The following is a 13,318-nucleotide window of genomic DNA, read 5'->3' as shown; positions in this document are numbered from 1 at the left end:
AAATGGAGACAAAACCTTCATGCCCTGAAAAGCACCCAAGCTGGGAAAATCGATTGAAGGTTCTTTCTGACCAATAGAAATGGCACACGCTCAAAAAAAAAGGCGCCAATAGTTTTATTGGCGCCTATATGATCGATAGATTATGCTATTGACTATGCTTGACCTTGAGGAGTTCCGAAAGGAAATGCCACTGTTGGATCACCACCTTGTTGCGGTTGTTCAGCAACGCCCATATCCATTTTAATCGGACCGTTCAATGCTTCGAAACGATTCACGTTATCAACCAATGCACCTAACAGGCGTTTTGCGTGCTCTGGAGTCAAAACGATTCTTGATTTCACTTTTGCTTTTGGCACTCCTGGCATCACACGGATAAAGTCAACCACAAATTCTGTATTAGAGTGAGTGATAATCGCAAGATTTGAGTAGATTCCTTCTGCTACTTCTTCTGTCAACTCGATGCTCAATTCGTTTTGATTTTGGTTATTTTCCATAATAATTCTAAATGTAAGTTAATATAATCCTAAATTTTATTTTGTAAATGTTCTAAAGTCCTGACCATCCTCGATATGCAGCAATGTCTGATAGATCAAACGGATCACATTGTCAACATCCTCTTTATGCACCATCTCAACCGTTGTATGCATATAACGCAACGGCAAAGAAATCAATGCTGAAGGTACCCCACCATTGCTGTACGCAAAAGCGTCGGTATCAGTCCCTGTATAACGTGAGCAGGCCTGACGTTGAAATGGAATATTGTTATCCTCAGCAACCTTAACCAACAGTTTATTCAAGTTGACCTGAACCGCTGGGGCATAAGACAATACCGGCCCTTTACCCGAGAATAAATCCCCTTGCGTGATCTTGTTGATCATTGGCGTCTGGGTGTCATGCGTCACATCGGTAACGATGGCAACATTCGGCTTTATACGGTCTGCAATCATTTCAGCACCACGCAAACCAATCTCTTCCTGCACCGAATTTACGATATATAATCCAAATGGCAATTTCTTTTTATTCTCTTTTAGCAGACGCGCAACCTCGGCAATCATAAAGCCGCCGGCCCGGTTGTCCAAAGCACGTCCGATATAATAACGGTCGTTGAGGATCGAAAATGTATCTTCATAGGTAATCACACAGCCGACGTGTACACCCAAAGCTTCCACCTCCTCTTTGGAGCTGCAGCCACAGTCCAAAAAGATATTTTTCAAGGACGGATTTTCCTCTTTCTCACCCGAGCGTGTATGAATCGCAGGCCAGCCAAATACCGCCTTCACAATACCATTTTCGGTATGAATGTTCACACGCTTGGACGGTGCAATCTGATGATCTGAACCACCGTTACGCACCACGTAGATCAATCCATCCTTTGTAATGTAATTGACAAACCAGGAAATTTCATCCGCATGCGCTTCGATCACAACCTTATAGGCCGCTTTTGGATTGATAACACCAACGGCTGTACCGTAATTATCTACTAAAGTTTCATCCACATAAGGCTTTAGATAATCCAGCCATAAACGTTGGCCCTCCCATTCAAAACCTGTGGGGGATGCATTATTTATATATTTTTCAAAAAATGAAAGCGAATCTTTTGTCACGACCGCAGTCGTTTTCTGTTCTTTTTTCTTATTCTTTTCTGCCATCTTTTCCTTTTCTATTTACTTTCGTCAAAATATGAAAATTTCAATGAAATGCAAAAGTAAAAATGTTTTTTAGAATATTCCCTTTACATTTCACTTTGATTTTATTGAAAAATAAGATTAAACCTTATCTTTACCCTAGTAATTTAAACTGACATAAAATATATGAATTCAATATTAAGTGCTATACATTGGAATATAGATCCCGTGATGTTCAACCTTGGTGCATTTGCCCTGCGTTACTATGCCCTGTGTTGGCTTCTCGCTTTTTTTGTTTCCTATGTTATTATGCTGCGCATTTTCAAAAAAGAAGGCCGCACGCAGGAACAACTTGACCAACTTTCCATTTATATCTTCCTCGGCACACTGATCGGTGCACGACTTGGTCATTGCCTGTTCTACGACTTTGATTATTACAAGGACCATATTCTGGAAATTTTTCTTCCTTTCAAATGGGATAAAAACGGGTTCCAGGTTACGGGTTTCGCCGGATTGGCTTCCCATGGTGGGGCTATTGGTATTCTCACCGCGCTCTACCTCTTTTGCCGCAAAACAAAAACAGACTTTTTATGGTTGGCAGATCGATTGGTGGTGGTCGTTCCCATTGCCGGCGCCCTGATCCGTATCGGAAATTTTTTCAATTCGGAGATGGTCGGTACGCCTACAGATTTACCCTGGGCAATTATTTTTGAACGCCATGACAACATCCCCCGCCACCCGGGTCAACTTTATGAAGCCATTGCCTATATCATCATCTTTATCATCATCGGATCCTTATTCAAGTCAAATCCGAATCGCCAAAAGGGTTGGTTATTTGGCGTTTTCATGGTCTTATTATTTGGAGCACGGATGGTATTGGAACATTTTAAACTTGATCAGGAAGATTTCGAACAAAACATGGTCCTCAATATGGGACAACTATTGAGTATACCCTTTATTCTGGTCGGTCTTTATTTTATTTTCCGAAAGCCAAAAGCGTAAAACAGCCTGCGATCAGCAATCGTTTACAAAATATAGAATTAACAAGGCATCTTTTCTGACAAAGATGCCTTTTTTTATATGCCGTTCAAAGTCCTGCAAGCGCTATCCGGATCCTGGTTTCTGTTCGACCCTGATAGCGGTCTGCCCCGACACAGGAACCTAACAGGGCCGGCATGAATCCACTATGAGTCCGTGCTGAGTCCGTGGTGAGTCCGAGTTAAACACGGATTCAACACGCATTGACGATCGTAGCATAGTGGATACACCTGCTTGCAGAGCCGAATAAGGCCCAAATCAGCTTCGAACAGGGAGCGCATAGCGGTCGAATACCGTACATAACTCGGAGTATATATACAAATACGGTACAAAATAAAAAGATTAACATACAATTACACATTAATACGGCACATTTGAATATAAATAAAATATTAAAAACGCAACATTTTTAGCTTTTTCTATACAAAATAAAAGAATACCCATATATGACTTAGCTGACCTATGCTATTTCATTGCATAAGAAAAATGCCATCGATGATGGCAAATTCCCTTAGCTAAATCTAATTTTTAAAACTAAATTATCTTGTCTTTACCACCAAAGATTCCAAAGATTGCTATATTTAGGCTTCTTTTATGATCAAATATTTTTACAACAAGAAAACTTAAGCCTAAAATGAGTCTAGAAAAGTGCGCATCTGTTGAAGCGAACGAAAACATGCTTCAATACAATGGTAAATATGGTGAGTATGGCGGGTCGTTTATCCCTCCTGTTTTGGAAAGCCAGTTAAACAAGTTAGCTGAATTTTTCGATAGCCATGTACAGAAAGAAGAATTCCAAAAAGAATTTATCGCCATCCTCAAACATTATGTCGGACGTCCATCGCCTTTGTATTTTGCTAAAAACCTGAGTGACTATGTTGGTTCGAGGATCTACTTAAAACGGGAGGACCTAAACCATACGGGTTCACATAAAATAAACAATTGTATTGGTCAGATTTTATTGGCCAAACAAATGGGCGCTACAGAGATCATTGCTGAAACCGGCGCAGGGCAGCACGGTGTCGCTACTGCTACCGCTGCGGCATTGTTAAATATCCCATGCAAAGTATTTATGGGGGAGATTGATGCTGCCCGTCAGGCACTGAATGTCAAACGAATGGAATTATTGGGAGCACAGGTTGTCACCACAAACCTTGGAAGCCGTACACTCAAAGACGCTGTTGATGCAGCTTTGATGTACTATGTCGAAAATCCTTCTTCCTATTACCTGTTGGGCTCACATGTCGGGCCACATCCCTACCCTAAAATGGTCGGATATTTTCAGAGCGTTATCGGGAAAGAAGCCCGGCAACAGATCCTTGAACAGGAAGGACGTCTTCCGGACAGCATTTTTGCCTGCGTTGGCGGCGGTTCGAATGCCATCGGTTTATTTTCGGGTTTTCTGGAGGACCAGGAAGTGGAAATCAATGGTGGCGAAGGTGGCGGTTCGGGAACCTATCCTAAAACAGCTGCAACCCTATCATTTGGCAAGCCCACTGTATTCCAAGGCACCTATTCCTATTGTTTGGTCGATGACGAAGGTAATCCAATTCCTTCTACCTCGGTGTCTGCAGGACTGGATTACCCAGGCATATCACCCCAACATGCTGCTTTAAAGGACAGCAATAGGGCTAATTATTATCCGGTAACAGATGATGAAGCCATCGCAGCTTATAAACTGCTTTCCAGATTAGAAGGAATTATCCCGGCAATCGAATCCTCGCATGCAGTTGCCCTGGCGGTCAAACTACTGAAAGACAAAAACAAACTCGCCATCGTCAACCTATCTGGACGTGGTGACAAGGATGTAGATCGTGAATTTTAACTGCTCCCATCACAGCTTGTCTTACAAATTCCCCTATCGGGATTTTGTAAGACAAGCTGAATTGCATCGGGCATGCCCAATATACATAACGACAATTCGCAAACAACAGAAGCCATGAAGCAAAGTAAACCTCACCGCAGCTGGTTAAAAATTGGAATCGCCGTACTGCTCCTATCCATGATAGCGCTAACGGCCTATAACCTTTACCCCGAATCGCGCCTACCCCAAAATACGGTGGTCGACAAACTTGTGGTTTACAAATCCAAGCGTAGCCTATTGGCTTATGCAGATGGCAGATTGCTCAAATCTTACCGTATTTCACTCGGTGGACAGCCTATAGGTGCGAAAGAAATCGAAGGCGACCTAAAGACCCCGGAAGGATCGTACGTTATCAACGATAAGAATCCACATAGTGACTATCATAAAAATTTAGGGGTCTCCTATCCCAATGAAAAGGATATTGCTCATGCCAAAACCCTGGGTAAAGCTGCTGGTGGGGATATTAAAATCCATGGTCTGCGCAATGGAATGGGGTTTATCGGTAAACTACAACGCTATGTAGACTGGACTCTCGGTTGCATGGCCTTGACCGATACGGAAATTGACGAACTCTATCAGGCTGTTCCTATAGGTACCCCCATTGAAATTCATCCATAGTATTCGGGCAGGCACACACGCAGACGCTGAACTGCTGTAATCCTAGTCTTCTGTTTAACTTTCCCAAAACTCTGCAACATATGCCCCAAATCTTACAACAGAATGTCTGATTAATTTGCGATTTTTGGGTTTAGATTTGTAACTTGTATTAAAAAAAACCGAATGAAACTCGCAATAAAGAATATGGTATGCAATAGGTGCATCATGGTTGTCGAAAACGAATTGGCCAAGCTTAATCTCCATGTTAAACATATTTCTTTAGGACAGGCCGAAATTGAAGAAACGTTGAATAAAGAACAATCTGCACAGTTGGCAGCGAACTTCTCCGCCCTTGGCTTTGAATTGATCGACGACAAGCGAACAGTGCTGATTGAACAGGTCAAACATCTGGTACTGGATCTCATCCGCAATCAACATAATAACACCAATCTCAATTTATCTGAGATCATCAGCAATCAGATTTATCACGATTACAACTATATTTCGAATCTATTTTCGGATGTGGAAGGCATGACCATTGAGAAATATTTCATCAGCCAAAAGATCGAATATGTCAAGGAATTATTGGTGTATGACGAACTGACTTTAAGTGAGATAGCTTATCAGCTGAATTACTCCAGTGTCGCTTATTTAAGCAACCAGTTCAAAAAAGTAACCGGACTGACACCAAGCCATTTCAAGCATATCAAAGAGAATAAACGGAAACCCTTGGATAAAATTCACGATGCCGGATAAGCCTTGTCCTTGTCGCCAACCTGCGCCGGGTACATCAGATCATTATCCTATCCCCACAAGAAAAAAAGAAAAGGCTTCCGAGCGGAAGCCTTCCTTTTAAAATTGCCCTTTCAAATTAGCAACCCTTATTTTAAATAACTCTAATTCGTTTTGTTGTTGATTGATAAAGGCGTTTTCGGCTAATTTTCCGACGACGATATCACGTTCTTCCTCATTGGCATATACCATATTCTTGAACGGATTTTTATAATCTTTCGCACGGGATTTATAGATCTGCTCGCCGATCCAGATTCGGTGCCCCAAAGCCTGATCCAACAAAGATACAATTTTATCTTTGGATATTTCCATCCCTTCCAAATGCAGAATTTCAATCAGCGACAACAAGGCATGTTTTCGCTTATCCAATGGGTAGTCCTTGCTGCGCTCATGATAAAATTCATGAATATCGTCCCAGGAATCAATCTTTTTGGATTTAATATCATCCAGGAAAACCTGCAGTGCCGTGCTTTCGATAAGCTGTCCACCGATATTTTCCCAGTTGGTCCGCTGCTCAGCGGCAAGGCTCGCAAAGATTTCATCCAGCGATTGTCCTTCCTCAAGCGCTTCCATCAGGTGCAAAACACCATAATACTTGATAAATGAACGATAGAGATGATAGGCTTCGCCTACTTTCTGAATCACCGTAGGTCTGCGCGAATTCTCAGCTCCGGATAAAACAACAGTCTTATCCTTTAGATCAATATTGTTGGCAAGTAAAGCACGCCCGGCCAAAATACGCTCTGCCCGTGTTTTGTTTTCTTCGGGCTGGAGACTTTCCGATACGGCAAAGGCAAGTGTTTCCATTCCGGCGAACATCTCATTGACGGTATCCGGGGCCAACATATCGTACTCAAAATATTGGTTTTTAAAATGCCTATTGTCCCGTGCTTCATACTTATTGGCATTGCGCACCAGGGCGTACATATTATACATAAACCAATAGCCTGGGATAAGGACGAGCCGATCATTCTGCACGTCATTGCTGACCAATGTAAAAGGCAATTGGATATCCAGCTCATGTAGGAAGTCCCCCTTGACAATTAGACAATAGGAGGCAAATCTCGAGTTATGTTTCAGACTTACACATAGTCCCGGCCAGAAGCCACGCCCAGCGATAATCTCGCCATCCGCTGCCCTGGAATTGTGGTTTGACCCTACAGTAGCCCCAGCGGCCATATTGCTTTGTCCCATGACCAATGCGGCACAGAGGAAAGAATTATTATGGTGTTGTTCGTGTGCCGGAAAAATCAGCGAATTGAGCACTTCACAACAGGATATCGTCGAATTATCGCCAAGATAGGAATTGATCAGCCTGGCGCCATATTTGAGTTGCGAGTAAGACGCCAAAATAAAGCGTACCGCTTTTACACCGTAGAATATACGGCAACCGTAACCAATGATACCATTGACCAATTCACAGCCTTCACCGATCTGCGTATAGGATTCCTGTGATGAATTCACCGTCACATTCTTCAGCTTATTCACTCCTTTTATATAGGCATCTGTACCGATCTTCACATTCTTGATCGTAAAGGTATTTTTGATGACACAGCGATCACCGATCTGGCTATAATAGCCACGTTGCGTACCAAACTTCTGGTCTGTAAGTTCTTCAAAACGATGTTGCAGTTCCCGATCATGGCGATTTCGTGTCCACAGGTAGACGTCGGCAGCCTGCATCCCATCGAAAGGATAGACCGAACGTGCACCATTTTCATTACAGAGCTCCAGCTGGATGCGTTTACCCGATTCCTCTCCATCGCGTAGAATACCATTTCCAAATTTGGCCGTGCTTCCAGTTTCCATCTCCTTGATCTGACTCAGCAGCACTTCATTACCCACAATAAAATAGGATAAATAACCGATATGATGTACAGCGACATCATCGCCGAAATCCGAACTGATAATGGTCGAATGGTAAAGACCGATCGGAAGTTTTAAATTGCGGTACTCCAAATAGCTGGGGCTGAGGTTTCCGATCCGTACCAAACCATAGAATTTACAGTGTTGAATCTGCTTGGGATCAAAGATTGCTGACACTTTTACCCTGGACCAGTCGCTCGACCAATTTCCATTGGCGATAAGCTGCTGGATCTCATCCGCTGTAAGATCGCGGTAATCATTGCGTGGATTTTGCTGAAATCGCAGGGTATACTCGTCCTGCCCTTCCTGGAGAAACTCATTTGGGATAAAATCATATCCCAAATGCTCCAAAGGTATTTTCTTTAATACACTCATGCGCCTCCTTATTCTACTGTAACAGACTTGGCGAGGTTACGAGGTTTGTCAACATCTAAGCCCAACTCCACACCAATATAATAAGACAACAACTGCAGTGGAACCACGGAGATCAAAGGTGCGATAATCTCATCTGCTTCCGGAATTTCCATATAATCATCCGATAAACCTTCGGACACAGCGTCACCTCTGGTCACAACAGCAATAATTTTTCCTTTCCTGGCTTTTATTTCCTGGATATTGGAGACAATTTTTTCATGATAGGCATCTTTCGTAGCCACGAAAACAACCGGTAGGTTTTCATCAACCAACGCAATAGGCCCATGTTTCATTTCCGCTGCCGGATATCCTTCGGCATGGATATAGGAAATTTCTTTAAGCTTTAATGCACCCTCTAACGCTACAGGGAAGTTATACCCTCTACCTAGGAATAAGAAATCCCGGGCATCTTTATATTTTTTTGCAATTTGCTTGATCTTTTCGATCTGTGTATCCAGTATCCATTCCACCTTCTCCGGTACCGCATGCAATTCTGCCGATAATTCCAGAAAACGTTCTTGGGAAATTGTTCCTTTTAACGCTGCTATTTTTAGCGCGATCAGGTTTAGAACAGTGAGTTGTGCTGTAAATGCCTTGGTACTTGCCACCCCGATTTCGGGACCGGCATGGGTATAAGCCCCTGCATCCGAAAGGCGGGCAATTGAGGATCCCACAACATTGACCACACCAAGAATAATTGCCCCCTGCTTTTTCGCATTTTCAAGCGCTACCAAGGTATCCGCAGTTTCGCCGCTTTGCGAAATGGCCAAAATAACGTCTCCAGGATGGATTACCGGATTACGGTAGCGGAATTCTGAAGCATATTCCACTTCAACATTAATGCGGCATAATTCTTCAATGATATATTCGGCAATCAAACCCGCATGCCAGCTTGTACCACAGGCAACAATAACAATGCGATTGGTGCTACTGATTTCTTCTGCAAATTTCTCAATACCGCTCAGAATAATCTGCTTGGCCTGCAGATCCAGACGACCCCGCATTGAATCATAAATGGTATGCGGTTGTTCAAAGATCTCCTTTAACATAAAGTGATCATAACCACCCTTTTCAATAGCAGACAATTCCAGATCTAATTTTTGGATATAGGGTGTAATCCGTTCATTACCCAAGTTCTTGAGGATAAGTTCCTCCGGTGTGATAATTGCCAGTTCGTAATCATTAATGTACACAACTTCTTTGGTGTACGCTAACATTGGCGAAGCATCCGAGCCTAAGAAATGTTCATTTTTACCTATTCCGATAACAAGGGGGCTTCCTTTTCTCGCTGCAATAATCCGGTCTGGATGACCAGCTTCCAATACCAGGATTACATAGGCACCCACCACCCTTTTTAAGGCAATACGGATCGCCTCTTCCAGGGAGCATTCATTTTGCAATTGAATTTCTTCGATAAAGTTGACAAGTACTTCGGTATCGGTATCACTTTTAAAATGGTAACCTTTGCTGATCAATTCTGATTTTAGGGATGCATAGTTTTCGATGATACCATTATGAATCATTGCGATGCGTCCACTGTTGGAATAATGCGGATGGGCATTGCGGTCAGAAGGTTCACCATGGGTAGCCCATCGTGTATGACCTATTCCTGTTGTTGATTGAAGATCCTGACCGTAAACGAATTCTTCCAGATTCGCTACTTTTCCGGTCTTTTTGTAAACATCGACCTGTTCACCTTTATGCAGTGCCACTCCAGCACTGTCATATCCACGGTATTCTAATTTTTTCAATCCATCAATGACGATACCATACGCCTGACGGTAACCTGTGTATCCTACAATTCCACACATGCTTGTCTCAATTTTAAGTATTTATATATTTTGTTAATGCGGCCGCAATGTAATAAAAAATATTTACGCAATCGATTGATTAACCTAAAATTAACACAAAAAAAAGGAGGCCAATGATTTAGCCTCCTTTCTTTTGTAAAATTTTTATGTTTAATGCTCTGCTACATCCACATGATCATAGTCTTCGACCATCAATGCTTCATAGTCAGTCTTCTTCTTCCTTCCGAAACGGTCGAAAATCGAATACACGACCGGAACGACTACCAGGGTCAGGAATAAGGATGACAATAGACCACCGATGATAACGATTGCCAGACCTCTGTTCATATCGGCTCCATCACCTGTGGCAATGGCAATCGGAATCATACCGAATACCATGGCAATTGTCGTCATCAGGATCGGACGAAGACGGGCATGGTTAGCCGCCACCAATGCGTCGTGCGTGTTATCCCCCGCTTCTTTCCGGTGGTTCGCAAAATCGACCAGCATGATCGCATTTTTGGCCACCAGACCAATCAACATGATAATACCCAAAATCGTAAAGATATTCAACGTCTGATTACCCAGAGCAAGGAACAACAAGGCACCGATAAAGGACAACGGAATAGAGAACAATACCACAAAAGGTGTGATAAAGCTGTCATATAGCGCCACCATAACCAGGTATACCAAGATAATGGAAGCCAATAAAGCGATTCCCAATGTACCGAAACCCTCGGTCTGGTTTTCCATGTTACCACCCCAGATAAAGACGATTCCCGGCTTGCGTGGTAGCTTCTCAAATTGCGCCTGCCATTCCTGCGCTACGGTACCCATTGGTCTACCGATGGCCTGACCTTGGATAGATACAGCCGGTGATTTATCGCGACGTTCCAATAAAGTCGGACCCGAACCATAAGAAACTGTTGCAAACTGTTCCAAAGAAATTGAAGCCCCTTTGTTATTGATAAATTTCAGATCGCGAACATTGTCGATGCTGGCACGACCGCTTTCCGTATAGCGGATATTGATATCATATTCATTATCACCTGCTCTATACTTGTTGTCTGTATTTCCAGAAAATGCAGTCTGCATTGTCATACCCACGGTAGAGACATTCAGCCCCAAAGAAGTCATCTTATCGCGGTCAATTTTCACATTGATCTCAGGGTTACCTGCTTCGGAGGTTAACTTCACTCCTGCTGCTCCCGGGATCTTACGCAATTGCGCCGCTGCTTTCTCCGCAAATTCCTGTGCATCTTCGACCGAAGAACCGATGATGGTCAATTTCAATGGCGCCTGCTCAGCTCCCATGATCCCTACATTCACGGTTTTAATCTTCGCTCCGATCAGCTTGTTTTCGAGTTCGCGTTTCAAAGTCGCAGAATACACCTGTGAATTGCCTTCGAAATTTTCCTTATCCAGGATAACGTGGATTTCGGATTTATAACGGGAACCTGTTGTCGAAGCCATACCATCTGAAGACTGTCCTACAGTGGTAATCATTTCCTTCACATCTGGTTTCGATTTGATATAAGCTTCAGCTTTTTGGGTCAGCAAGTTGGTCTTCTCCAGAGACGCATCCTTGTCCAATTCCAGCTGGATAAAAAATTCCTTACGGTCTATTCCTGGGAAGAAATCCGAACCGATATAACCTTTGACCACGAGCATAAAAGAGGCGACCAATAAGCCTACAGCAAGTCCCAGTGTAGCCAATTTATTCATCCGGCTTTTTAATGCCCAGACCAACAGGCCAGATACCCAATGGGTAAAAGCTGTCAACCCACTTTCAAAACCGTGGATAATACGTCCAAAGAAGGAGGTTTTGCTCAGATGCTCCAGTTTTCCAAAACGGGAATATAACCATGGAACAACCGTAAAGGACACCAATAGGGACAACAAGGTGGAGATAATTACCGTCACACAGAATTGTGCCAGGATATTTGCCACCAAACCCGTAGACATCGCAATCGGCAAAAACACCACCACGATAACCAAGGTGATCGCTGTTACGGTAAAACCGATCTCCGAGGCTCCATCGAATGCTGCACGCACTTTATTTTTTCCCATCTCCATGTGGCGGTGGATATTCTCGATAACAACGATCGCATCATCCACCAGGATACCTACGACCAGTGATAGCCCCAATAAAGACATCAGATTTAAGGTATAACCCATCAGCAGCAATCCAATAAATGTCGCAATCAGCGATAATGGAATTGCAACCATGGTGATCGCGGCATTACGCAAACTCTGCAAGAAGAATAACATGATAAAACCTACCAGCGCAATCGCAATCATCAAGTCATGGATAACGTTATTGGCGGCATTTAATGTAAAGTCAGACGAGTCATTTGCAACAAGAATCTTGATTTTGTTGCTTGCATAATCTTTCTCAACTTGTGCTATTGTCTTTTTTACACCTTCTGATACGGCTACCGCGTTGGCATCGGACTGCTTAAAGACCTGCAATAAGATGGTGTTCTGGCGGTCCAGACGAGCCACTTTTTCAATTTCTTTGATACCATCCTGCACATCGGCGATGTCACGTAAATAAATCTGTGCACCCGTTGGCGTTGTAATTGGCAGATTACGCAATTCCTCGATCGAGGTTACTTTACCCGCCAAACGGATTGTTGTTCTGTTGTCACGGGTACTGACGTTACCTGTAGGAAAATCAAGATTTGAGGAGGCAACAGTCTGTTGTACCTGAGCGATTGTTAAGCCGTAGCCCTCAATTTTCTTCGGATCGACAGAAATCTGAATTTCACGTTCCTCACCCCCGATCATATCTACTTTGGCTACCCCGTTAATCCGGGCAAAAACAGGCTGGATCTTATTATCCAAGAGGTCATACAATTCCTTTTCGGATAGATTAGACGTAACGGCCAAACTCATGATCGCCACATCGTCCAACGAGAATTTGGATAGCGAAGGTGTTTTCACATCATCGGGTAGATCGTTGACAACAGCATTGATCTTCCGTTGCGCATCGGTCAGCAGGAAGTTGACATCGGCCCCATTATTTAGGGTAATCATGACAATGGATACCCCTTCGAGGGAAGTCGACTCCACTTTCTTGATACTCTCCAACGAAGAGATGGCATCCTCGATTTTTTTGGTGACCGAGCTTTCCACCTCAGCAGGTGATGCTCCCGGATAGACAGTCTGCACCGTGATTACGTTGATCTCAAATTTAGGGACTAACTCGTACCCCAACTGAGTATAGGAAAACAACCCACCTAATGTCAGTATTATAAATAATACGATAATTATACTGGGACGTTTTATCGATATTTCGGTAATTTTCATTAGAATTATTTGTTTTTAAT

Annotated in this window: 9 protein-coding genes; 4 read left to right on the top strand and 5 right to left on the bottom strand. The window is 43.1% G+C overall.

Going from position 1 to position 13,318, the window contains the following annotated elements:
* Positions 1-152: 152 nt before the first annotated feature.
* Both ABDW32_RS06320 and ABDW32_RS06315 read right to left on the bottom strand, forming a co-directional pair.
* Positions 153-494: a DUF3467 domain-containing protein gene (locus ABDW32_RS06320; protein WP_120258089.1), complete on the bottom strand. Its 342-nt coding sequence runs from the start codon at positions 492-494 to the stop codon at positions 153-155.
* A gap of 36 nt (positions 495-530) precedes the next feature.
* Positions 531-1,649 carry a M42 family metallopeptidase gene (locus ABDW32_RS06315; RefSeq protein WP_343560535.1) on the bottom strand — a complete coding sequence of 373 codons (1,119 nt, stop codon included), beginning with the start codon at positions 1,647-1,649 and terminating at the stop codon, positions 531-533.
* 162 nt (positions 1,650-1,811) lie between these two features.
* Here ABDW32_RS06315 and lgt point away from each other — a divergent pair, with 162 nt between their 5' ends.
* From lgt to ABDW32_RS06295, 4 genes are all read left to right on the top strand, one after another.
* Positions 1,812-2,627 (top strand): prolipoprotein diacylglyceryl transferase, encoded by an 816-nt coding sequence (gene lgt / locus ABDW32_RS06310; protein ID WP_343560533.1) that lies wholly within the window; start codon positions 1,812-1,814, stop codon positions 2,625-2,627.
* Positions 2,628-3,297: 670 nt separating this feature from the next.
* Positions 3,298-4,488, top strand: coding sequence for a tryptophan synthase subunit beta (trpB, locus tag ABDW32_RS06305; protein ID WP_217700031.1), 1,191 nt, complete (start codon positions 3,298-3,300; stop codon positions 4,486-4,488).
* A 114-nt stretch (positions 4,489-4,602) separates the two neighbouring features.
* Positions 4,603-5,145: a L,D-transpeptidase family protein gene (locus ABDW32_RS06300; RefSeq protein WP_343560528.1), complete on the top strand. Its 543-nt coding sequence runs from the start codon at positions 4,603-4,605 to the stop codon at positions 5,143-5,145.
* A gap of 162 nt (positions 5,146-5,307) precedes the next feature.
* Entirely contained in the window at positions 5,308-5,880 is a 573-nt protein-coding gene (locus ABDW32_RS06295) for an AraC family transcriptional regulator (RefSeq protein ID WP_343560526.1), read from the top strand.
* A 96-nt stretch (positions 5,881-5,976) separates the two neighbouring features.
* Here the strand turns inward: ABDW32_RS06295 and ABDW32_RS06290 are convergent, their stop codons facing one another.
* From ABDW32_RS06290 to ABDW32_RS06280, 3 genes are all read right to left on the bottom strand, one after another.
* Positions 5,977-8,157 carry a DUF4954 family protein gene (locus ABDW32_RS06290; protein WP_343560524.1) on the bottom strand — a complete coding sequence of 727 codons (2,181 nt, stop codon included), beginning with the start codon at positions 8,155-8,157 and terminating at the stop codon, positions 5,977-5,979.
* Between the two features lie 8 nt (positions 8,158-8,165).
* Positions 8,166-10,007, bottom strand: coding sequence for a glutamine--fructose-6-phosphate transaminase (isomerizing) (gene glmS, locus ABDW32_RS06285; RefSeq protein ID WP_343560522.1), 1,842 nt, complete (start codon positions 10,005-10,007; stop codon positions 8,166-8,168).
* 150 nt (positions 10,008-10,157) lie between these two features.
* Positions 10,158-13,298 carry an efflux RND transporter permease subunit gene (locus ABDW32_RS06280; protein ID WP_343560521.1) on the bottom strand — a complete coding sequence of 1,047 codons (3,141 nt, stop codon included), beginning with the start codon at positions 13,296-13,298 and terminating at the stop codon, positions 10,158-10,160.
* Positions 13,299-13,318: the final 20 nt, after the last annotated feature.

Source organism: Sphingobacterium sp. (genome assembly GCF_039596235.1).
In the GTDB taxonomy this organism is placed as follows: Bacteria; Bacteroidota; Bacteroidia; order Sphingobacteriales; family Sphingobacteriaceae; genus Sphingobacterium.
Note: the sequence above shows the minus strand (reverse complement) of the source record. Positions and strands in the feature narration are given on the sequence as shown.

What these genes read in the sequence shown, in the direction of transcription:
- ABDW32_RS06295 (WP_343560526.1), top strand. Translation starts at nt 5,308, where the DNA reads ATGAAACTCGCAATAAAGAATATGGTATGCAATAGGTGCATCATGGTT.
- ABDW32_RS06300 (WP_343560528.1), top strand. Translation starts at nt 4,603, where the DNA reads ATGAAGCAAAGTAAACCTCACCGCAGCTGGTTAAAAATTGGAATCGCC.
- ABDW32_RS06280 (WP_343560521.1), bottom strand. Translation starts at nt 13,298, where the DNA reads ATGAAAATTACCGAAATATCGATAAAACGTCCCAGTATAATTATCGTA.
- trpB (WP_217700031.1), top strand. Translation starts at nt 3,298, where the DNA reads ATGAGTCTAGAAAAGTGCGCATCTGTTGAAGCGAACGAAAACATGCTT.
- ABDW32_RS06290 (WP_343560524.1), bottom strand. Translation starts at nt 8,157, where the DNA reads ATGAGTGTATTAAAGAAAATACCTTTGGAGCATTTGGGATATGATTTT.
- lgt (WP_343560533.1), top strand. Translation starts at nt 1,812, where the DNA reads ATGAATTCAATATTAAGTGCTATACATTGGAATATAGATCCCGTGATG.
- ABDW32_RS06320 (WP_120258089.1), bottom strand. Translation starts at nt 494, where the DNA reads ATGGAAAATAACCAAAATCAAAACGAATTGAGCATCGAGTTGACAGAA.
- glmS (WP_343560522.1), bottom strand. Translation starts at nt 10,007, where the DNA reads ATGTGTGGAATTGTAGGATACACAGGTTACCGTCAGGCGTATGGTATC.
- ABDW32_RS06315 (WP_343560535.1), bottom strand. Translation starts at nt 1,649, where the DNA reads ATGGCAGAAAAGAATAAGAAAAAAGAACAGAAAACGACTGCGGTCGTG.